This is a genomic window from Tomitella fengzijianii (assembly GCF_007559025.1).
Classification (GTDB): Bacteria; Actinomycetota; Actinomycetes; order Mycobacteriales; family Mycobacteriaceae; genus Tomitella; species Tomitella fengzijianii.
The window spans coordinates 646342-666318 of record NZ_CP041765.1; the positions used below are offsets into that span (position 1 = coordinate 646342).

Annotated in this window: 21 protein-coding genes; 18 read left to right on the forward strand and 3 right to left on the reverse strand. The window is 69.6% G+C overall.

The window, feature by feature from the left end; all coding sequences use genetic code 11:
* The first annotated feature begins 19 nt into the window (after positions 1-19).
* From folB to FO059_RS03010, 15 genes are all read left to right on the forward strand, one after another.
* Positions 20-376, forward strand: coding sequence for a dihydroneopterin aldolase (gene folB / locus FO059_RS02940; protein WP_233266997.1), 357 nt, complete (start codon positions 20-22; stop codon positions 374-376).
* Positions 373-882 carry a 2-amino-4-hydroxy-6-hydroxymethyldihydropteridine diphosphokinase gene (gene folK, locus FO059_RS02945; RefSeq protein WP_143906225.1) on the forward strand — a complete coding sequence of 170 codons (510 nt, stop codon included), beginning with the start codon at positions 373-375 and terminating at the stop codon, positions 880-882. The genes folB and folK overlap by 4 nt, the downstream gene beginning before the upstream one ends.
* A 49-nt stretch (positions 883-931) precedes the next feature.
* Complete coding sequence (locus FO059_RS02950) at positions 932-1420, forward strand: DUF3180 domain-containing protein (protein ID WP_233266996.1); 489 nt, start codon at positions 932-934, stop codon at positions 1418-1420.
* Between the two features lie 52 nt (positions 1421-1472).
* On the forward strand, positions 1473-2600 hold the full coding sequence (locus tag FO059_RS02955; protein WP_143906227.1) for a DUF6779 domain-containing protein: 1128 nt from the start codon (positions 1473-1475) through the stop codon (positions 2598-2600).
* 149 nt (positions 2601-2749) lie between these two features.
* Positions 2750-3742 carry a Rossmann-like and DUF2520 domain-containing protein gene (locus FO059_RS02960; RefSeq protein ID WP_143910380.1) on the forward strand — a complete coding sequence of 331 codons (993 nt, stop codon included), beginning with the start codon at positions 2750-2752 and terminating at the stop codon, positions 3740-3742.
* Positions 3739-4668: a pantoate--beta-alanine ligase gene (gene panC, locus FO059_RS02965; RefSeq protein ID WP_143906229.1), complete on the forward strand. Its 930-nt coding sequence runs from the start codon at positions 3739-3741 to the stop codon at positions 4666-4668. Before FO059_RS02960 ends, panC begins: the two co-directional genes overlap by 4 nt.
* A gap of 67 nt (positions 4669-4735) precedes the next feature.
* Positions 4736-5191, forward strand: coding sequence for an aspartate 1-decarboxylase (gene panD / locus FO059_RS02970; RefSeq protein ID WP_143906231.1), 456 nt, complete (start codon positions 4736-4738; stop codon positions 5189-5191).
* A 2-nt stretch (positions 5192-5193) separates the two neighbouring features.
* Positions 5194-6009: a type III pantothenate kinase gene (locus FO059_RS02975; protein WP_143906233.1), complete on the forward strand. Its 816-nt coding sequence runs from the start codon at positions 5194-5196 to the stop codon at positions 6007-6009.
* 222 nt (positions 6010-6231) lie between these two features.
* Positions 6232-6663 carry a rhodanese-like domain-containing protein gene (locus tag FO059_RS02980; RefSeq protein WP_143906235.1) on the forward strand — a complete coding sequence of 144 codons (432 nt, stop codon included), beginning with the start codon at positions 6232-6234 and terminating at the stop codon, positions 6661-6663.
* A gap of 130 nt (positions 6664-6793) precedes the next feature.
* Positions 6794-8320, forward strand: a complete 1527-nt coding sequence (gene lysS / locus FO059_RS02985) for a lysine--tRNA ligase (RefSeq protein WP_268892895.1) — start codon at positions 6794-6796, stop codon at positions 8318-8320.
* A 361-nt stretch (positions 8321-8681) separates the two neighbouring features.
* Entirely contained in the window at positions 8682-9020 is a 339-nt protein-coding gene (locus tag FO059_RS02990; RefSeq protein WP_143906237.1) for a histone-like nucleoid-structuring protein Lsr2, read from the forward strand.
* Positions 9021-9318: 298 nt separating this feature from the next.
* Positions 9319-10248: an esterase/lipase family protein gene (locus FO059_RS02995; protein WP_233267016.1), complete on the forward strand. Its 930-nt coding sequence runs from the start codon at positions 9319-9321 to the stop codon at positions 10246-10248.
* A gap of 152 nt (positions 10249-10400) precedes the next feature.
* Positions 10401-11315, forward strand: a complete 915-nt coding sequence (locus FO059_RS03000; RefSeq protein WP_233266995.1) for an esterase/lipase family protein — start codon at positions 10401-10403, stop codon at positions 11313-11315.
* A gap of 360 nt (positions 11316-11675) precedes the next feature.
* A complete protein-coding gene (locus FO059_RS03005) occupies positions 11676-14252 on the forward strand; it encodes an ATP-dependent Clp protease ATP-binding subunit (RefSeq protein ID WP_143906239.1) in 2577 nt (858 codons plus the stop codon).
* Between the two features lie 241 nt (positions 14253-14493).
* Positions 14494-14928: an OsmC family peroxiredoxin gene (locus tag FO059_RS03010; RefSeq protein ID WP_143906241.1), complete on the forward strand. Its 435-nt coding sequence runs from the start codon at positions 14494-14496 to the stop codon at positions 14926-14928.
* Positions 14929-15029: 101 nt separating this feature from the next.
* Here the strand turns inward: FO059_RS03010 and FO059_RS03015 are convergent, their stop codons facing one another.
* Positions 15030-15338 carry an antibiotic biosynthesis monooxygenase family protein gene (locus FO059_RS03015; RefSeq protein WP_143906243.1) on the reverse strand — a complete coding sequence of 103 codons (309 nt, stop codon included), beginning with the start codon at positions 15336-15338 and terminating at the stop codon, positions 15030-15032.
* 44 nt (positions 15339-15382) lie between these two features.
* Between FO059_RS03015 and FO059_RS03020 the strand changes: the two genes are divergently transcribed.
* Positions 15383-16330 carry an alpha/beta fold hydrolase gene (locus FO059_RS03020; RefSeq protein ID WP_143906245.1) on the forward strand — a complete coding sequence of 316 codons (948 nt, stop codon included), beginning with the start codon at positions 15383-15385 and terminating at the stop codon, positions 16328-16330.
* Positions 16331-16349: 19 nt separating this feature from the next.
* Here the strand turns inward: FO059_RS03020 and FO059_RS03025 are convergent, their stop codons facing one another.
* A complete protein-coding gene (locus FO059_RS03025) occupies positions 16350-17243 on the reverse strand; it encodes an HhH-GPD family protein (RefSeq protein WP_143906247.1) in 894 nt (297 codons plus the stop codon).
* Between the two features lie 127 nt (positions 17244-17370).
* On the opposite strand from FO059_RS03025, the gene FO059_RS03030 reads away from it, so the two are divergent.
* Together FO059_RS03030 and FO059_RS18290 are read left to right on the forward strand one after the other, a co-directional pair.
* A complete protein-coding gene (locus FO059_RS03030) occupies positions 17371-17997 on the forward strand; it encodes a carbonic anhydrase (protein ID WP_143906249.1) in 627 nt (208 codons plus the stop codon).
* Positions 17998-18060: 63 nt separating this feature from the next.
* Positions 18061-18765: a hypothetical protein gene (locus FO059_RS18290; RefSeq protein ID WP_158726655.1), complete on the forward strand. Its 705-nt coding sequence runs from the start codon at positions 18061-18063 to the stop codon at positions 18763-18765.
* 46 nt (positions 18766-18811) lie between these two features.
* Here the strand turns inward: FO059_RS18290 and disA are convergent, their stop codons facing one another.
* The gene (disA, locus tag FO059_RS03040) at positions 18812-19897 is read right to left on the reverse strand and encodes a DNA integrity scanning diadenylate cyclase DisA (RefSeq protein WP_143910384.1); all 1086 of its coding nucleotides are present in this window, start codon (positions 19895-19897) and stop codon (positions 18812-18814) included.
* Between the last annotated feature and the right edge of the window lie 80 nt (positions 19898-19977).

Below are 19977 nucleotides of genomic sequence, written 5' to 3' on the forward strand. Positions count from 1 at the left end.
CGCCGGCGACCGGGTTGCATTGACCGGTCTCACCGTCCGCGGCCACCATGGCGTGTTCGAGCACGAGAAGCGCGACGGCCAGGATTTCGTCGTCGACCTGACGGTGTGGTTCGACCAGGGTCCGGCCGCGGCGTCCGACGACCTCGCCGACACCGTCGATTACGGCGCGCTGGCGCAATGCGCCGCGGACATCGTCGCCGGCCCGCCCCGCGACCTGATCGAGGCCGTGGCCGCGCAGATCGCGGACGCGATCGCGGTGTGGCCTCGCATCGACGCGGTGGAGGTGACGGTGCACAAGCCGTCGGCGCCGATCCCACTCCGGTTCAGTGACGTCGCGGTGACGGCCCGGCGTCCGGGAATCGGGGCGCGACGATGAGCCGCGTGGTGCTGTCTGCGGGGTCGAACATGGGCGACAGGCTCTCGCACCTGCAGTCGGTGGCCGACGAGCTGGGCGACCGGATCATCAGCGCATCGCACGTGTACGCGACGGCACCCTGGGGCGGCGTGGAGCAGGACGACTTCTACAACGTCACGCTCATCGCCGACGACCCGGGCCGCGACCCGTGGGATTGGCTGCGTTTGTGCCACCTGCTGGAATGGCGGGCCGACCGCGTGCGCGACGTGCGATGGGGGCCGCGCAGCCTCGATGTCGACGTCATCGCGTGCTACGACCCCGCCGAGGTCCGCTCGCGGCACCACGACCTCGAACTGCCGCATCCGCGCGCCCGAAGCAGGGCGTTCGTGCTGGTGCCGTGGTTGCAGATCGAGCCGGACGCGACTCTGGGCGGGACCGCGGTGCGGGAACTCGTGGCCGCGCTCGGCCCTGCGGAGATCGGCGGGGTGGGCAGCACCACGCATTCGCTGACGCTGCCGGCGAGGTGACCGGAGGCCATGCCGGGATGCGGATTCGTGCGGTGCGCGACGTGGGGCGGTGGCTGACCTGAAGGCGACTCGGATCGTTGACCTTGCGCTGGTGGCGCTCGTGTTCCTCGCGGTCGGATGGGCGGTGGCGTGGGCGGTGTACGGGCGGCTGCCGTCGGTGCCGACCCTCGTGGGGCTGCCGCTGGTGGTGCTCGCCGTGGCCGAGGCGCTGGCGGGCCTGTTCATCCGCCGCCGCGTGGCGGAGGGCGAGGTGGGCGCCGGGTTGCACGACCTGAGCCCGTTGACGATCGCGCGCGCGGTGGTGCTGGCGAAGGCCTCCGCGATCGTGGGCGCGGTGTTCGCCGGCGGGTGGGCCGGATTCCTGATCTACCTGGTGCCCCAGCAGGACAGGCTCGCTGCGGCCCGAAGTGATCTGTCCGGCACCATCTTCGGGCTCGCCGCCGGACTGTTGCTGGTGGCTGCCGCATTGTGGCTCGAGCACACGTGCACCGTGCCGCCGGAGTCCCGTGCCGACGGTGGCGACCGCCACGATGAGTGACTTGCCGCCGGGCTTCCCTGAAGCCCGAGGCTGCTGACGGTATGTTGTCGGCATGACCGTTCCCGGCCGAGAAAGCTCTCCGCGCCCCGATCGCCGCAAGGGGGAGCGGCGTCCGCGTGCGCGCAGACAGTCCGTCTGGGAAATGGTGTTGGGCGCGCTGATCCTGTTGGCCATCGTCGCCAGCATCATCATGATCTTCACGGACAGCGTGCCGTTGCTGCGATTCGGCGTGGTCGCCGCATTGTGGGCGGCCGTGGTGGGCGCAATCGCGATGACGAAGTTCCGCAAGGACTCCGAGAACGATGCGGCCCGTGCGCGCGATCTCAAGCTGGTCTACGAACTGCAGCTCGAGCGGGAGATCGCCGCGCGCCGGGAGTACGAGCTGGTGGTCGAATCGCAGGTGCGCCGCCAGGTGGAGGAGCGCGTCAAGGGCGAGGCATCCGAGGAACTCGAGTCCCTGAGAGCGGAGATGGCGGCGCTGCGGGCAAGCCTGGAGGCCCTGTTCGACGGCGAACTGCCGGATGAGCGCCTGGCCGTGCGCGCCGAGTCGCACCGGCTGCACGAGCTGTCCGGCGGCCCCGGCCGGATGGTGGCGGCGCAGGCCGCGGACCTCCCCGAGATCGACGAGGTCGTGGCCGTCGACGGCGTCGAGGACGCGGGAGCGAGCTTCGAACCGGACTACGAGGCGTACCGCCAGGCCGCACAGGATCTCCCCGTCGGGGGCGACGAGGCGCCGGTCACCGCGGAGACGCAGGTGATCCCGGACGACGAGTACGCCGGGTACGACCGGGACGACGTCGCGGAGGCGGAAGTCGACGAGCCGGAATACGACGAGGCGGAATACGACGAGGCGGATTACGACGAGCCGGATTACGACGAGGCGGAGACCGATTCGGCGCATCGCGCCCCGCCCGGCGCGGAGTCCGCGGACGATGTCGACGTTGATGCGGTCGCCCCTGAGGGAGGCGAGCCCCAGGAGGACCGCCCGGAGCACGACGACTCAGACGATGTCGACGCTGATGACGTCGACTCCGATGAGGACGAACAGGACGAGGACGACAGGTCGGAGCACGGCACGCGGCCGGGCGGAAATACCGTGGCCGAGCTGCTGGCGCGGATGAGGGAGACGGGCAGCGTCCCCGACAACCTCGGCCGCCGTCGCCGCCGGGCACGCGACTGACGGACGCCCGCTCGTGAGATAGCTCACCGAGGGCTGTCGACGCCGCGCTCGACGCGATATTCTCGCCAGGAACGTCCGGTACCTGCACGGCAGGACTGGAACGACTCCGGAAGGACCCACGAGTGGCCGCACTCGGTCAAGATCCCCTGCTGCCCGGCGACGGGCCCCGTACTGCCGCGGAGTGGCCCCGTCCCGCCCGGCTTTCCGTCGGCGTCATCGCCGCTGGCCGGGTCGGCACCGCCCTCGGCGCGGCGCTGGAGCGTGCCGGGCACGTCGTCGGCGCATGCGCCGCGGTGTCCGACGCTTCGCGGGAGCGGGCGCGCACGCGCCTGCCGGAGTCCCGCATCCTCCCCGCCGACGAGGTGGCCGCCTCATCCGAACTGGTGGTCCTCGCCGTGCCGGACACGGAACTGGGTTCCCTGGCCGCGGGTCTCGCTCAGGCGGTGACCGATTGGTCCGGCCGGATCGTTCTGCACACCTCGGGGGCGAACGGCGTCGCGATCCTCGGCCCGCTCGCCGCGCGCGGCGCGATCTGCCTGGCGGTCCATCCCGCCATGACGTTCACCGGCGATCCGGCCGACGTGGACCGGCTGGGCTCGGCATGCTTCGGCATCACCGCGCCGGACGAGATCGCCATGGCCATCGCCCAGTCCCTCGTTCTGGAGATCGGCGGCGAGCCCGTCGTCGTCCCCGAACAGTCCCGCACGCTGTACCACGCCGCCCTCGCGCACGGCAGTAACCACCTGGTCACGCTGGTTCGGGATGCCGCGGCCGCGCTCGCGGCGGCGTTGCGGCCGCGCGACGCCGGAGCTGCGGACCCTGCGGGGTACGGCACGATCACCTCCGAGCCGGGGGCGCCCGAGCGCATCCTCGCGCCGCTGCTGACCGCCGCTCTCGACAACGCCCTGCGTCACGGCGACCGCGCGCTGACCGGCCCGGTGGCCCGCGGGGACACGGACGCGGTTGCGGCGCACTTGCGGGAGCTCGACACCGTCGATGCGGAGATCGCCCGGTCCTATCGCGCGCTCGCACTGCGGACGGCACAGCGCTCGGGCACGGCGCCCGCGCTGATCGACATGCTTCGCCCGGCGGAAACGGGCAACGCCGAAACCAACCCAGAACGGCAGGAGCACCACCTGTGACGCTGCAAGCACGCGACTACACGCCCGGCGGACTGACCGTCCACCACGATCCGCAGCGGATCACCGCCGTGGCACGCGCCCTGCGCGGCGTCGGCCGGCAGGTGGTGCTGGTGCCCACGATGGGCGCGCTGCACGAGGGGCACCTGGAGCTGGTGCGGCAGGCCAAGCGCGTCCCCGGGTCGGTGGTGGTCGTGTCCGTCTTCGTCAATCCGCTGCAGTTCGGCGAGGGGGAGGACCTCGACGCGTATCCGCGCACGCTCGACACGGACGTCGAGCTGCTGCGCGGCGAGGGCGCCGAGCTGGTGTTCGCCCCGTCGGCCGCGGCGATGTACCCGAACGGGCCGCGCACGATGATCCACCCCGGCCCGATGGGGGCGGAACTCGAAGGCGGCGCACGGCCCACGCATTTCGCGGGCATGCTGACCGTGGTCTGCAAGCTCTTCCAGATCGTCGCCCCGCACGCGGCGTTCTTCGGCGAGAAGGACTACCAGCAGCTCGCGCTCATCCGGCAGATGGTGACCGACCTCGATCTCGACGTGAAGGTCGTCGGCGTGCCCACTGTGCGCGAATCCGACGGCCTGGCGCTCTCGTCGCGCAACGGCTATCTGACCCCCGGGCAGCGCGCGCTCGCCACCACGCTCTCCGCAGCGCTGGTGGCGGGGGCCCATGCTGCGGCGGGCGGCGCCGATGCCGTGTTGACGACCGCGCGCGGCGTTCTGGACACGGTGCCGGAGCTGGACGTCGACTACCTCGAACTGCGCGGACTCGACCTCGGACCCGCGCCCGAGGTCGGCGACGGACGACTGCTCGTCGCGGCCAGGCTGGGGGCGACCCGGCTCATCGACAACGTGGGCGTGCCCATCGGAACGGGATTCACCGGTTCCGACACGCCGGGGGTGCCGGCGGATGCGGGGGCCGTTCCCTGACCGCATCCCGCCGACGCACGATCACCCGAGAACCGGCTGCCCGGTAGCACCACCAGGAAGGACCCTCATGTTCCGCACGATGCTCAAGTCGAAGATCCACCGCGCCACCGTCACACACGCCGACCTGCACTACGTCGGCTCGGTGACGGTGGACGCCGACCTGATGAAGGCCGCCGACCTCTACGAGGGCGAGCAGGTGGCCATCGTCGACGTCACCAACGGGGCCCGCCTCGAGACCTACGTGATCACCGGGGAGCCGGGGTCCGGTGTCATCGGCATCAACGGCGCGGCCGCGCATCTGATCGATCCGGGCGATCTGGTCATCCTCATCTCCTACGCGATGATGGACGAGAAGGAATCGCGTGAATTCCAGCCGTCGATCGTGTTCGTCGACGAGAACAACGCGCCCGCCGACGTGGGCGGAAACCCGGGGCACGCCCCCGCGGACTCGGGCCTGACCAGCCTCCAGCACCGCGAAGCGTCGTCCGCGCAGGCCGCGGACCTCGTCGGCAGTCCGGCCTGACGATGCTCCTGGCCGTCGATGTGGGCAACACGAACACCTCGCTGGCGGTCTTCGACGCGGAGGCGCCGGGCGGGGAGCCGGTCCTGCGCAGGCGCATGCGCACCGACGCGCGGCAGACGGCCGACGAGATCGCGCTGATCGTCCGCGGGCTGCTGGGCGAGCGCGCCGATGCGATCACGGGCGTCGGGGCGCTGGCCACGGTGCCGTCCGTATTGCGTGAACTGCGGCTGATGCTGGAGCGCTACTGGCCGCACATCCCGCACGTCGTGGTTGCGCCGGGAGTGCGTACCGGCGTCCCTCTGCTGGTGGACAACCCGAAGGAGGTCGGCGCGGACCGCGTGATGAACGCGCTCGCCGCGCACCACCTGTTCGGATGCCCTGTCATCGTCGTCGATTTCGGCACCTCCACCCGCGTCGACGTGGTCAGCGGTGCCGGCGAGTTCCTCGGCGGGGCGATCGCCCCGGGGATCGACATCTCGGTGGACGCGCTGGCCGCCCGCGGGGCCGCGCTGCGCAAGGTGGAGCTGGCCCGGCCGCGTTCCGTGGTGGGCAAGAGCACCGTGGAAGCCCTGCAGTCCGGCATCGTCTTCGGATTCGCCTGCCAGGTGGACGGCATGGTGGAGAGGGTGCGCAAGGAGCTGCCTGAGTTCGCGGCCGACGACGTGGCCGTGGTGGCCACCGGCGGCCTCGCCGAGGTGGTCCTGGGGGAATGCCAGTCAATCACCGATCACGAGCCGGACCTCACCGCCATCGGCCTGCACCTGGTCTTCGAGCGCAACCGCGCGGGTTCGCGGGCCGGCCGCCGCCAGGTCCGGTGACGGTCTGTGCGTCCGCGGCCGGATGTGGCATAATCGCCGACGTGAGTATCGGTACAGACTCGCGGCATGATCGTGTTCAGGCCGTGAGCACGCGCAGCGCGCGCCCGGGTTTCGCCCGGTCCGGTGCTGCCTGCGTGTGCCGTCCGGAGTGTTGTCGAGGCTGATTCCCGCCTCCACCTCCGCGTAGCCACGGCTGCGCTTCTCACACTTCGGAGTACTTTCATGACCACTTTCATGGCCACTTTCATGTCCAACGGTGTCGCAGCACCGGCCTCATCGATCCCCGCGTCCGCCTACACGGCCGTTATCGCGGGCGGCGCCGTCGTCGTCGACATCCGCACTCACGCTCAGCGTGCCGCAGAGGGGGCCCTCCCGGGTGCGCTCGCGATCGCCGCGGACCTTCTCGAAGCGCGCCTGGACCCTTCGTCGTCCGCGCGTCTGGGGGTCGCCTCGGACCCGCGGGTGCGGTGGGTGCTGATCAGTGACGACGGCACGCTGGCATCGATGGCGGTGCAGGCGCTGCACCTGCTCGGCGTCCGCAACGCGTCGCACGTCGACGGCGGTTTCCTGGCTCTCGAGCGGCGGGGACTCGTCGCCGCGGGCGACTCGGCGGCGCATGTCCGCCGCGAGGCCGCGGCGATCACCGCGCACTGAGGGGTTCCGCGCACTGCGCCACGGCCCGCGCGGCCGGGGGCGGAGTGATGAAGCACACCGATTACGCTGGTTGGCTGTGAGTGACAATGCGCCTGATTCCCGCAGTCCCCAAGACCCCGGCCGGAATGCGGTGCCTGCGGGCAAGCCCGGAAAGGGGCGATCCCACGGCGCCGACGAATCGGCGCCGGAGCAGCACAGGATCCGCGCCGCCAAGCGGGAGCAGATGCTGGCAGAGGGGATCGAACCGTATCCGGTGGCGATCGACTGCACGCATTCACTCGCTGAGATCCGCGCGCAGTATCCCGATCTGGAGCCGGACACGCAGACCGGCGCGACAGTCGGAGTCGCGGGACGGGTCATATTCGTCAGGAACACCGGCAAGCTGTGCTTCGCCACGTTGCAGGAGGGCGACGGCACGCAATTGCAGGCGATGATCAGCCTCGCGGCCGTCGGCGAAGAGCCGTTGGCGCGGTGGAAAGCGCTGGTGGACATGGGCGACATCGTCTACGTCCACGGTGAGGTGATCAGTTCACGGCGCGGCGAACTGTCGGTGATGGCCGATTCCTGGGCGATGGCGTCGAAGTCGCTGCGTCCGCTCCCGGTGGCGCACAAAGAGATGAACGAGGAATCGCGCGTACGTCAGCGCTATGTCGATCTGATCGTGCGCCCGGATGCGCGGCGGATCGCGCGTGAACGCATCGCCGTGATGCGCGCGCTCCGCGACTCCATGGACTCGCGGGGGTTCCTCGAGGTCGAGACCCCCATGTTGCAGACCATCCACGGCGGTGCGGCGGCGCGTCCGTTCGTCACCCGTTCGAATGCCATGGACATGGACCTGTACCTGCGGATCGCGCCGGAACTGTTCCTCAAGCGTTGCGTGGTCGGAGGAATCGACCGGGTCTACGAGATCAACAGGAACTTCCGCAATGAAGGCGTGGATTCCACCCACTCGCCGGAATTCGCGATGCTCGAGACCTACGCCGCGTACGGGACGTACGACGACTCCGCCCGCATGACGCGTGAGCTCGTCCAGGAGGTGGCGGACGCCGCCTTCGGAACCCGTCGGCTGACCCTGGCGGACGGCACCGTCTACGACGTCGACGGCGAGTGGACGGAACTGGAGATGTATCCGTCACTCTCGGAGGCGCTCGGCTGCGAGATCACCCCGGACACCACGATCGCCGAGCTCACCGTGCACGCTGACCGACTGGGTGTCGACGTGCCGGCCAAGGCCGTGACGCACGGAAAGCTCGTCGAGGAGCTGTGGGAATTCCTTGTGGGCGATCACCTGCATGCGCCCACCTTCGTGCGCGACTTCCCGGTGGAGACGTCCCCGCTGACCCGCCAGCACCGCAGCAAGCCCGGGGTCACCGAGAAATGGGACCTGTACGTGCGGGGGTTCGAGCTGGCGACCGGCTATTCGGAGCTGGTCGATCCGGTGGTCCAGCGTGAGCGCTTCGAACTCCAGGCGCGGCTCGCCGCGTCCGGGGACGACGAGGCGATGGTGCTCGATGAGGACTTCCTCGCGGCCATGGAGCACGGAATGCCGCCCACCACCGGAACCGGAATGGGCATCGACCGGTTGTTGATGGCGCTCACCGGCCTGGGAATCCGCGAAACAATTCTCTTCCCGCTGGTCAAGCCGCTGCAGGATTGATCCGCGTTTACTTGCCACCCGATGCGGGGCGCCGCCCGATGGCGGTGTCCCGCATCGTCGGGCTTCGATGGAATCGCAATTGTGCATCGGGTCGCCATCGTCGGCATGCGGTCGTGGTCGCAGCATCCCGTCCATGACAGACGGGTTCAGTACCGTATAGCCGACGGAGGCCGGCCGCTATAGGCGAATCACCGATAAACGTTCCGCGATTTGCGTTGTGGATGCGATAGTCGGCGAATAGGTCTACGATCGCAAATGGAAGGCGCACAAGGCTCGGGATATCCCGATTCGCGTGTTCCGGCACACGTGGATCGGCCGCAGCACGGCCGGCTCACGCGGACGAAACCGAAGTGAGGGTTTGATGGCAAAGAAGGTCACGGTCACGCTCATCGACGACCTGGATCGGGAATCGGAGGCCGTTGAGACGGTTGAATTCGGTCTCGACGGCGTCGGATATGAGATCGACCTCTCAGAGGACAACGCGGAGAACCTGCGCGAACTGATGCGGGATTGGATCATCCATTCGCGCAAGGTGAGCGGCCGCCGCCGCGGTCAGCGTGCGTCCACCGCCCCCCGTTCCACCAACAGCCGCGAGGAGACGGCGGCGATCCGCCGTTGGGCGCGGGACAACGGATTCAAGGTCTCGTCGCGCGGGCGCATCCCCAGCGAGGTCCTGGAGGCCTACGGCAGGGCGCACTGAGGACGATCGCGCGCAGCGCGAGGCGGGCATCTCGGGCGGGAGGTCCGCAACCGTGCAGCGGCATCCGGCGCTGAACCGACGCTGAGTCGGCACGCTTGGTACCGCACCTTTGCGTTCGACGCACGTGCGCGGTCCCCGTGATTCACCATCACGGGGACCGCGCACGTGTTAGTTTCTGGCGGTCGGGCGAATTCTATGGGGAGATGTGCGGATGCGGATATCGTGGGCAGGCACGTTTCGGTGTTCAGGCGGACACGAAGGCCGGAGGCGCCTGCGACGCGTACTTTCGCAGGCGGCGATCGTGGTGTCGGCCGGGTTGCTGGCATTCGGCACTGCCGCGCCGACGGCCGCCGATCCGCTGCCGGTGCCGCCGACATTCTTCGCCGGCATTCCGTATGAGCTGCTGAATCCGGGCGGCTCGTTGCCCGGGGTCAACGATTGGGGTTGCAAGCCCAGCGCCGAGCACCCGAATCCGGTGATTCTCGTGCATGGCACAGGCGGGGGCGCGCAGACCAACTGGGGTGCGATGGCGCCGCGCACCAAGAACGCGGGCTATTGCGTGTATGCGCTGACCTACGGGGTGAATCCGGGGACTCCCTGGCCGCTGAGTGCGATGGGCGGGCTGACGCGGATGCAGGATTCCGCGCAGGAATTGTCGGTGTTCGTCGACAGGGTGCTGGCGGCGTCCGGGGCGCAGAAGGTCGACTTCGTCGGGCATTCGCAGGGCACGCTGATGCCGAACTACTACGTGAAGTTCCTCGGCGGCGCGCCGAAGGTGGACAAGTACATCTCGCTGGCGCCGCTGTGGAAGGGCACGACCGCCGGCGGCGCGAGCGAGTTCACGGCCAAGCTGGACGCGGCCGCGAAGACGAATCCGGCGGCCCGCCAGTACGCGGACCTGATGAACGAGTACTGCGGCGCGTGCTCGCAGATGTCGGCCGGGTCGCCCTTCATCGAGAAGATGAACGCGGGCGGCACCTACGCGCCCGGGGTCCAATACACGAACATCATGACGAGGTACGACGAACTGGTGGTCCCGTGGACCGCCGGGTACGTCGAAGCGCCGAACGCGACGAACATCGTCATGCAGGACACCTGCGCGCAGGACTATTCCGACCACCTCGCCATCGCCGCCTCGGTGCGCTCGCAGGCGATGGTGCTGAACGCGCTCGACCCGGCCCATCCCATCCCGGTTCCGTGCGTGTTCGTGCCGCCGTTCCTCGGGTGACGGGCAGCCGATCCTCCCGCTCATCACACGCGGGACAGAACACACCAGGAGTGCCGATGCACAATGGGAATGGAATCCGGAAGGCACGGCGTGCCGGTGCGCATCGCGGTCGCCCCGCAGGACTGCGCCGGCTCGCACGCGCGGCGGTCGTCGTGACGGCCGCCCTCGCGGCATTCGGAACGGCGGCGCCGGCGGCGGCCGAGTCGCCGACCGACCGGATCACGACGCTGGTCGACACGTACAAGCCCGAGGTGATGAATCCGGGCGGTTCGTTGCCCGGGGTCAACGATTGGGGTTGCAAGCCGAGCGCCGAGCATCCGAATCCAGTGGTCCTGGTGCACGGCACCTTCGGCAACCAGCAGATCAACTGGGGTGCGATGGCGCCGCGCATCAAGGATGCGGGCTACTGCGTGTACGCGCTCAACTACGGGGTGAATCCGGGCACGCCGTGGCCCCTCAGCGCATTCGGCGGGCTGACGCGGATGCAGGATTCCGCGCAGGAGCTGTCGGTGTTCGTCGACAGGGTGCTGGCGGCGTCCGGGGCGCAGAAGGTCGACTTCGTCGGGCATTCGCAGGGCACGCTGATGCCAAACTACTACGTGAAGTTCCTCGACGGCGCGCCGAAGGTGGACAAGTACATATCGCTGGCGCCGCTGTGGGAAGGCACGGACGCCGTCGGCCCGTTGGCGGCGGGCACGGATGCGGCAGCGGACCCGGTCACGCAGGCGGCCGGGGAGCTGATGGACCGGTACTGCGGCGCGTGCTCGCAGATGACGGCCGGGTCGCCCTTCATCGAGAAGATGAACGCGGGCGGCACCTACGCGCCCGGGGTGGAGTACACGAACATCATGACGGAGTACGACGGGACGGTGGTCCCGTGGACGGCCGGATACGTCGAGGGCCCGGACACGACGAACATCGTCGTGCAGGACGGCTGCCCGCAGGACCATTCGGATCACTCGTCGTTGGTGTCGTCGGTGCGTGCGCAGGCCCTCGTCCTGAACGCGCTCGACCCCGCCCACCCCGTGGCAGTGCCGTGCGTGGCCGTGCAGCCGTTCGCGGGATGACCACCGCGTCGCCGACTGTTCGCTGTCGGCGTAGCAGACCAGGAAGTATTCGCTGACGTGCGGTGTTGACTCGAACGATGCGGTTACTGGGGCCGGTGCACAGACCGGGCGCGGGTGACCGGCTACGGCCGGTGGACGGGGCCACTAGAGTAGCGGGTAGGTGCCGGGGCGGTGCGTGCATCACGGTGGATGCATGGCCCCGGTACGGGTGTTCCCGCAATCAGGAACGCCGGCGTCGCCCTTCACCGGGTGGGTCAGACCGCAGGACAGCGTGACTGCATGACAAGCGGCTGCGTATCCGCGCTGTGCGACGGGTACGCCGCAGTGACGGCCCTGCTGCCGAAAATGTGAGGGAGAGCAATGTTCGAGAGGTTTACCGACCGCGCGCGGCGCGTCGTCGTCCTGGCACAGGAAGAGGCCAGGATGCTCAACCACAATTACATCGGCACGGAGCACATCCTGCTGGGCCTCATCCACGAGGGCGAGGGCGTCGCGGCCAAGGCACTGGAATCGCTCGGCATCTCACTGGAGGGCGTGCGGAGCCAGGTCGAGGAGATCATCGGCCAGGGGCAGCAGGCCCCGTCCGGGCACATCCCGTTCACGCCGCGCGCCAAGAAGGTCCTGGAGCTCAGTCTGCGTGAAGCGCTGCAGCTGGGCCACAACTACATCGGCACCGAGCACATCCTGCTGGGTCTCATCCGCGAGGGCGAGGGCGTCGCCGCGCAGGTGCTGGTCAAGCTGGGTGCGGACCTCAACCGCGTCCGTCAGCAGGTGATCCAGCTGCTGTCCGGATACCAGGGCAAGGAGGGCGCGGAGGCGGCCACCGGGGGACGCAGCAGCGAGTCCGGAACGCCGTCGACGTCCCTGGTGCTCGACCAGTTCGGGCGCAACCTCACACAGGCGGCCACCGAGGGCAAACTCGACCCGGTCATAGGCCGGGCCAAAGAGATCGAACGCGTGATGCAGGTGCTGAGCCGGCGCACGAAGAACAACCCCGTCCTCATCGGCGAGCCGGGCGTCGGCAAGACCGCCGTCGCGGAGGGGCTGGCGCAGGCGATCGTCGCGGGCGACGTGCCGGAGACCCTCAAGGAGAAGCAGCTCTACACCCTGGACCTGGGCTCACTGGTGGCGGGCAGCCGGTACCGCGGTGATTTCGAGGAGCGCCTCAAGAAGGTGCTCAAGGAGATCAACACCCGCGGCGACATCATCCTGTTCATCGACGAGCTGCACACGCTGGTGGGCGCCGGCGCCGCGGAGGGCGCGATCGACGCCGCGTCGATCCTCAAGCCCAAGCTGGCCCGCGGTGAGCTGCAGACCATCGGCGCCACCACGCTCGACGAGTACCGCAAGTACATCGAGAAGGACGCGGCGCTGGAGCGCCGCTTCCAGCCGGTGCAGGTGGGCGAGCCGTCGGTGGAGCACACCATCGAGATCCTCAAGGGGCTGCGCGACCGCTACGAGGCGCACCACCGGGTGTCCATCTCCGACAGCGCGCTCAATGCGGCGGCCACGCTTGCGGACCGCTACATCAGCGACCGATTCCTTCCGGACAAGGCCATCGACCTGATCGACGAGGCCGGCGCCCGCATGCGCATCCGCCGGATGACCGCCCCGCCGGACCTGCGCGCATTCGACGACCGGATCGCGGACGTGCGGCGCGAGAAGGAGTCGGCCATCGACGGGCAGGACTTCGAGAAGGCCGCCAGCCTGCGCGACCAGGAGAAGCAGCTCATCCAGCAGCGCGCCGACCGCGAGAAGCAGTGGCGCTCGGGCGACCTCGACGTCGTCGCGGAGGTGGACGACCAGGAGATCGCCGAGGTCCTCGGCAGCTGGACGGGCATCCCCGTTTTCAAGCTTACGGAGGAGGAGACGAGCCGCCTGCTGCGCATGGAGGACGAGCTCCACAAGCGCATCATCGGGCAGCAGGACGCCGTCGCGGCCGTGTCCAAGGCCATCCGCCGCACGCGGGCGGGCCTCAAGGACCCCAAGCGGCCCTCGGGCTCGTTCATCTTCGCCGGGCCCTCCGGCGTCGGCAAGACCGAGCTGTCCAAGGCGCTGGCCGAGTTCCTCTTCGGCGACGACGACGCCCTCATCCAGATCGACATGGGCGAGTTCCACGACCGCTTCACCGCGTCGCGGCTGTTCGGCGCGCCCCCCGGGTACGTCGGCTACGAGGAGGGCGGCCAGCTCACCGAGAAGGTGCGGCGCAAGCCGTTCTCAGTGGTGCTGTTCGACGAGATCGAGAAGGCGCACCAGGAGATCTACAACACCCTCCTGCAGGTGCTGGAGGACGGTCGTCTGACCGACGGCCAGGGACGCCTGGTGGACTTCAAGAACACCGTGCTCATCTTCACCTCCAACCTGGGCACCTCGGACATCTCGAAGGCCGTGGGACTGGGCTTCACGTCGAACGATGCCGAGCAGGACAACTACGAGCGGATGAAGCTCAAGGTCAACGACGAGCTCAAGAAGCACTTCCGGCCGGAGTTCCTCAACCGCATCGACGACATCATCGTGTTCCACCAGCTCACCCGCGATCAGATCATCGAGATGGTGGATCTGATGATCACGCGGCTGGAGAAGCAGATGGCGGCCAAGGACATGGCGATCGAACTCACCGACAAGGCCAAGTCGCTGCTGGCCAAGCGCGGCTTCGACCCGGTGCTCGGCGCCCGTCCGCTGCGCAGGACCATCCAGCGCGAGATCGAGGACCAGCTCTCCGAGAAGATCCTCTTCGGCGAGATCGGCCCCGGCGAGATCGTCCTCGTCGACGTCGAGGATTGGGACGGCGAAGGATCCGGGGACAAGGCCAGGTTCACCTTTACCGGACAGCCCCGGCCCGTCGCCCTGCCCGACACCCCTGAGGGGGCGATGGCGGGGGCCGGCAGCGAGGAGTCTTCCTCGGCCTCCGGCGGTGACACGACGACCGGCGAGTAGGCGACCGGCGCGGACGCAGGCGTCGACGGCGGCGGGCAGCACCCACAACGGGTGCCGCCCGCCGCCGCAGTCGGTTTGAGTCTCGGCACGCGGACGGCGATTTACTACGAGAGGTAGTGACTTTATTCGCGCGGGCGGCGATGATGGACGGGCAGGTATCCGCAAACACATCACGCGGCCGGCCGCGGTGGACACTCCGCACGGCCCGGGCGGGGTGCAACTTCGATCGAGAGGACGTCAGATGCCCAAGCGCAGCGCACGCACCGAGTGGACCGGCTCATTCCAGGAGGGGTCCGGCAAGGTCGAGTTCACCAGTTCGGGCCTCGGCACTTTCACGACCTCCTTTCCGACGCGCTCGGCGGATGCCGCCAACGGCACCACCAGCCCGGAGGAGATGATCGCGGCCGCACACTCCGCCTGCTTCGCGATGCAGCTCTCCGCGGTGATCGGCGAGGCGGGGGGAACGGTGAAGAAGCTCGACGTGTCCGCGGAGGTGGGCCTGGGTCCGGACGACCCGGGCTTCAAGCTCACCGGCATCGCGCTGACGCTTCGCGGCGAGGTGGACGGCCTGGACGCGGACGCCTTCGCGGAGGCCGCACGGACCGCCAAGGAGATGTGCCCCGTCAGCAAGGCGCTCGCAGGAGTCGAGATCACGTTGGACGCGCAGCTCGCTTGAGCAGGAACGCACGCCGTACGTTCCGGTAGACCGGACGGACGGGGCCGCCGGCGGGAGGTCAGCCCTCCCGCCGGCGGCCCCGTCCTTTTGGCCCGGTACGCCTACCGCCGGACGTCCTGGACCACCTCGAACTCGAGAAGCGCGGCCCCCGTGGCGACGGGCTTCGGCTTATCGCCCGAGCCCGCGTGGGCGGCCTTGCCGCGGCCGTCCGCCCACGCCTGGAACGCCTCCTCCGTCTCCCATTCGGTGACGACGAAGTAGCGGTCCTCGCCCTTCGTGGGGCGGAGCAACTGGAAGCTGACGAATCCGGGGGAACCCTCCACGGCGCCCGCGCGGGCGGCGAAACGCTTCTCCAGTTCCGGCCCCGCACCCTCGGGGATTTCGATGGCATTGATCTTGACGACGCTCATGACACGACAGTACCGGGCGGGCCGCGGCCGGTGGTCCGCACCGAATGGCGGTAGCGTGCTGGGCCGTGGGTATCAGTGGGCAGGAGCTCGAGCGACTCGGCATCACCGATCACGGGGGGCCGGCCGGGCGGCGCGGGGACCGGGGAGTACAGGAACCGGGCGCAGGCCGCACCATCCTGCTTCTGCACGGGCTGATGGGCCGGGGGAGCACTTGGGCGCCGCACGTCGGCTGGCTGCGGCAGTACGGCCACGTGTACACGCTCGATGCGGCGTGGCATCGGGGGAGGGACTGGGCGGACCCCCAGGCGGGGCCCGCCCCGGCGGACACGATGGAAGCCGGCGGCGATGCGGAACCCGAAGGCGATGTGGAACCCGAAGGCGATGCGCTGCACACGGAGCGGTTCGTAGCGGACGCCGCCGCGGCGCTTGAAGCGGTGGGCGGCGGGCCGGCGGTCGTGATCGGGCACTCGATGGGCGGACTCCACGCGTGGTGCCTGGCCGCTGCGCGGCCGGACCTGGTCGAGGCGGTCGTCGTCGAGGACATGGCGCCGGACTTCTACGGGTGGACGACGGGCCCGTGGGACGCGTGGTTCCAAAGCTGGCCCGAGGAGTTCACGCGGGAGCAGGCGACCGGGATGTTCGGCGAGGTGGCGGGCCGGTACTTCCTGGACTCGTTCGACCGCACGGCGGACGGCTGGCGATTGCACGGCCGGATACACGTGTGGCAGAGCATTGCTCAACACTGGGGCACGCGCACCTACTGGCGGCAATGGTCGCAGGTCCGGTGCCCGGCCCTGTTGATCGAGGCCGGTTTCACGATGACTCCGGAAGGGCAGATGCGGCGGATGGCGGACGAGGACCGGGGGCCCGGCGCCGTGACCCGGTATGTGCGCGTCGCGGATGCGGGACATCTGGTCCAGGCCGACGCGCCCGACGAGTACCGCGGCGCAGTGGAGGCGTTCTTGTCCGAACCGGCGCCCGGCCCGGCCTGAGGCCCGGGCCAGGCCGGCGTCAGTGTTCCCCGGGCAGTGCGAACTCCCCCGACGGGGTCTGCTCGATGAGCCCGTCGGTGAGAAGCGTGCCCAGTGCGCGGTCGCGCTGGGCGGGATCGCGGGTCCACGCCACGTCCAGTCGTTCGCGGGCGACCGGCCCCTGCGCCGCGCGCAGCACCGCCATCAGCCGGCCGCGGGCCTGGCGGTCTGTGCCCTCGAACTTCTGAGTGGTGCGCTTCGGACCCTCGTATGCAGGGAAGCCCAGTGCGCGCCAGCGGCATTCGGTCAGCGGGCAGGTTCCGCACGCGGGCGCCCGCGCAGTGCAGGTCAGGGCGCCGAACTCCATGAGTGCAGCGGAGAAGCGCGATGCGTCCGCGTCGCCGGCGGGCAGCAGCTCGGCGACGTCCTCCAGGTCGCGACGGGTGGACGGCGGTCCGGGGTCGCCGCGGCCGTGGACCGTCCTCGCAACGACCCGCCGCACGTTGATGTCGACCACGGGCACGCGCTGCCCGTAGGCGAAACAGGCGATCGCGCGGGCGGTGTAGGCGCCGATCCCGGGAAGGCGCAGCAGCGTTTCGACGTCGCCGGGGACCGTGTCGTCGTGCTCACGCGCCAGGATCCCGGCGCACTCGTGCAGGCGCAGCGCCCGGCGCGGATATCCGAGGCTCCCCCATTCGCGCAGCACCTCGCCCGCAGTGGCGGACGCCATATCCGACGGGGCGGGCCAGCGCCGCGCCCACCGTTCCCACACGGGGAGCACGCGGGCGACCGGAGTCTGCTGCAGCATGACCTCGGAGAGCAGGATCCGCCACGCGTCGGTGCCCGCGCGGCGCCAGGGGAGATCACGGCCGTGCGCGGCGTACCAGTCCGACAGCTCGCCGGCCGGCCCGTGCCCGCCCGTCGACGCGTTCATCAGCGGTCAACTCCTTTCGCCGGGCGACGACCGTACTGGTCAGTAGGGGTTCCGCCGGGAACCGTCGAAACCTCGAAAGTCGGGGGGCCGACGATTCTGGGATGTTTCGCGGGTCCATAATTGGCCCATGCCGAACTCGAATCCCGCATCTGCCTGGAACGCCCTCAAGGAGGGTAACCGTCGTTTCGTCGAGGGGACTCCCTTGCACCCGTCGCAGGGGGTGGAGCGGCGCGAGGAACTGGTGGCGGCGCAGCACCCCACCGCGGTGATCTTCGGCTGCGGCGACTCGCGCGTGGCCGCCGAGATCACCTTCGACCAGGGGCTCGGCGACGTCTTCGTGGTCCGCACGGCCGGCCACGTTCTGGACGATTCAGTGCTGGGCTCGATCGAGTTCGCCACCGAGCTGCTCGAGGTCCCCCTGGTCGTGGTGCTCGGACACGACAACTGCGGCGGGCTCGGCGCGACGCTCGACGCGCTCGACAACGGGAACATCCCCTCCGGCTTCATCCGCAGCATCGTGGAGCGGGTCGCGCCGTCGGTGCTCCAGGGGCGGCGCGAGGGGCTCTCCACGTTCGACGAGCTGCTCGGCAAGCACGTCATGGAGACGGCCAAGCTGCTCACCGAGCGCTCGCAGCTGATCGCCAAGCGGGTCGAGGAGGGCAAGTGCGCCATCGTCGGCCTCACCTACACGCTGTCCGACGGGCACATGGAACTCCGGGGCGCCATCGGAGACGTGGGCGAGAAGGTGGCCTGACAGACACCGACACGCCGAACGAGGTGCACGTCCGCGCCGGTGAACTCGCCTACCGTTGATGGCGTGTGGGAACCGGAGGGGCCACTGCCTCAGCAGATCTACCGGCGGCGACGCTTCGCCGCGGTGGGCGTCGCACTGGTCGTGCTCATCGTGGTCGTCGTCCTCATCGCGGTCTCCTGCGGCGGCAATTCGGACGAGCCGACCGCGGCCGCGGCGGTGAGCTCCTCACCGGAGCCCGCCGCGCCGGCCGCATCGAGCACCGCGGCCCCGACAGGCACGGCCACGCCGTCCGGCACCGCCGGACCGTCGGGTGAGGCGCCGCAGCCGGCAGGGGCCGCTGATCCCGATGGCCCGCAGCAGGAGACAGTGCCCGGCGGGCAATGCGCGGACTCGTCCATCGGTTTGACCGTGGCTCCCGAGAAGCCCAATTACGCGGTCGGCGAATCGGTCACGTTCATCTCCACCATCACGAACATCGGATCCGTGCCGTGTGTGCGCGACCTGAGCGGGCCGATGATCGTCAACACGGTGGAATCCGTCGACGGCGGCGAGGTCTGGTCCAACGCGGACTGCTTCCCCGGCACCGGCAGCGACATCCGCACGCTCGAGCCGGGGCAGCAGGCGCAGTTCAAGATGGTCTGGGCGGGGACCACATCGAGCCAGGGTTGCACCCCCGCCGACCGCAAGCAGGTGCCGCCCGGCGTCTACGCGGTGACCACCCACCTGGGGTCGATGTCCGGCAAGCCGGTGCCGTTCAACATCCATTGACGACGAGAAGCATCCGTTGACGACGAGAAGCATCCATCAGCGGACGTCATCCCAGTCGATCGGCGATGCCGGCCTCCGCGAGACGTGACAGGCCCTCGCGGATGTGGCGCGACCACATCGGCGTGATCCCGTCGACCGACTGCAGGTCGGCGGCTGTCGCGGCGAGAAGCTCATGCAGCGTGCCGAACGAATCGACCAGCTTGTCCACCTGGGTGAACTGCAGGCGGGGGATCCGCGTGAGCAACCGGTAGCCGCGCGGCATGATCGGAGAGTCGAGCGACTCGATCGTGGGGGTGTAGCCGAACGCCCGCGCCAGGGTGGTCAGGTCCAGCAGGTCGGCCCCGGTGAGCTGGTCGATCGCGTCGAGCGCGGTGCGGACCCGGCTGCTGTCCGGGAGGGTGCCGCCGGGAAGATAGTCGCGCACCAGTAGCTCGCGTCCCGCGTCCCTGTTGCCCACCAGCTCCTCGAGCTGCAGCGCCAGCTGGCGGCCATCGGTGCCCAGTTCGACGACGTGCTTCTCCAGCTCCGTGGACTGGCGCCGGACCAACTCCAGTCGCTGGACCACCGTCATCGCGTCGCGCAGCGTGACGAAGTCCTCGATCTCGATGACCGACAGCTGGCGGTCCACCTCGTCGAGCCGGATGCGGTAGCGCTCCAGTGTGGCCACGGCCTGGTTGGCGCGCGAAAGGATGGTGCTCGAGTCCTCGATGAGGTGGCGATGCCCGCCCACATACACGCTGACGATGCTCATGGACTGGCTGACGGACACCACGGGATGGCCGGTCTGGATGGCGGTGCGCTCGGCGGCGCGGTGGCGGGTGCCAGACTCCTCCGTGGGCAGATTGGCGTCCGGCATCAGCTGCACGTTGGCGCGCAGGATGCGGGTGCAGTCGGTGGACAGGACGACGGCGCCGTCCATCTTCGACAGCTCGCGCATGCGGGTCGGGGCGAAAGCGACGTCGAGCTCGAAACCGCCGTCGCAGATGCTCTCCACGAGGGGGTCGTAGCCGAGGAGGATCAGCGCTCCCGTGCGCCCGCGCAGAATCCGTTCGAGCCCGTCGCGCAGCGCGGTGCCGGGGGCGAGGCGGGCGATGGTGTCGCGGAGGTTCGCCGTGGGACGCCGCTGTTCGATGGACACGTTCCCGCCTTTCTCCCGGCTGCGATGGAGCCCCGTCCGCCGCCGGAGAGGATGTGTGCCGGCGCACGATCCGC

What these genes read in the sequence shown, in the direction of transcription:
- folK (WP_143906225.1), top strand. Translation starts at nt 373, where the DNA reads ATGAGCCGCGTGGTGCTGTCTGCGGGGTCGAACATGGGCGACAGGCTC.
- FO059_RS02955 (WP_143906227.1), top strand. Translation starts at nt 1,473, where the DNA reads ATGACCGTTCCCGGCCGAGAAAGCTCTCCGCGCCCCGATCGCCGCAAG.
- panD (WP_143906231.1), top strand. Translation starts at nt 4,736, where the DNA reads ATGTTCCGCACGATGCTCAAGTCGAAGATCCACCGCGCCACCGTCACA.
- FO059_RS02975 (WP_143906233.1), top strand. Translation starts at nt 5,194, where the DNA reads ATGCTCCTGGCCGTCGATGTGGGCAACACGAACACCTCGCTGGCGGTC.
- FO059_RS02980 (WP_143906235.1), top strand. Translation starts at nt 6,232, where the DNA reads ATGACCACTTTCATGGCCACTTTCATGTCCAACGGTGTCGCAGCACCG.
- FO059_RS02990 (WP_143906237.1), top strand. Translation starts at nt 8,682, where the DNA reads ATGGCAAAGAAGGTCACGGTCACGCTCATCGACGACCTGGATCGGGAA.
- FO059_RS03005 (WP_143906239.1), top strand. Translation starts at nt 11,676, where the DNA reads ATGTTCGAGAGGTTTACCGACCGCGCGCGGCGCGTCGTCGTCCTGGCA.
- FO059_RS03010 (WP_143906241.1), top strand. Translation starts at nt 14,494, where the DNA reads ATGCCCAAGCGCAGCGCACGCACCGAGTGGACCGGCTCATTCCAGGAG.
- FO059_RS03015 (WP_143906243.1), bottom strand. Translation starts at nt 15,338, where the DNA reads ATGAGCGTCGTCAAGATCAATGCCATCGAAATCCCCGAGGGTGCGGGG.
- FO059_RS03020 (WP_143906245.1), top strand. Translation starts at nt 15,383, where the DNA reads ATGGCGGTAGCGTGCTGGGCCGTGGGTATCAGTGGGCAGGAGCTCGAG.
- FO059_RS03025 (WP_143906247.1), bottom strand. Translation starts at nt 17,243, where the DNA reads ATGAACGCGTCGACGGGCGGGCACGGGCCGGCCGGCGAGCTGTCGGAC.
- FO059_RS03030 (WP_143906249.1), top strand. Translation starts at nt 17,371, where the DNA reads ATGCCGAACTCGAATCCCGCATCTGCCTGGAACGCCCTCAAGGAGGGT.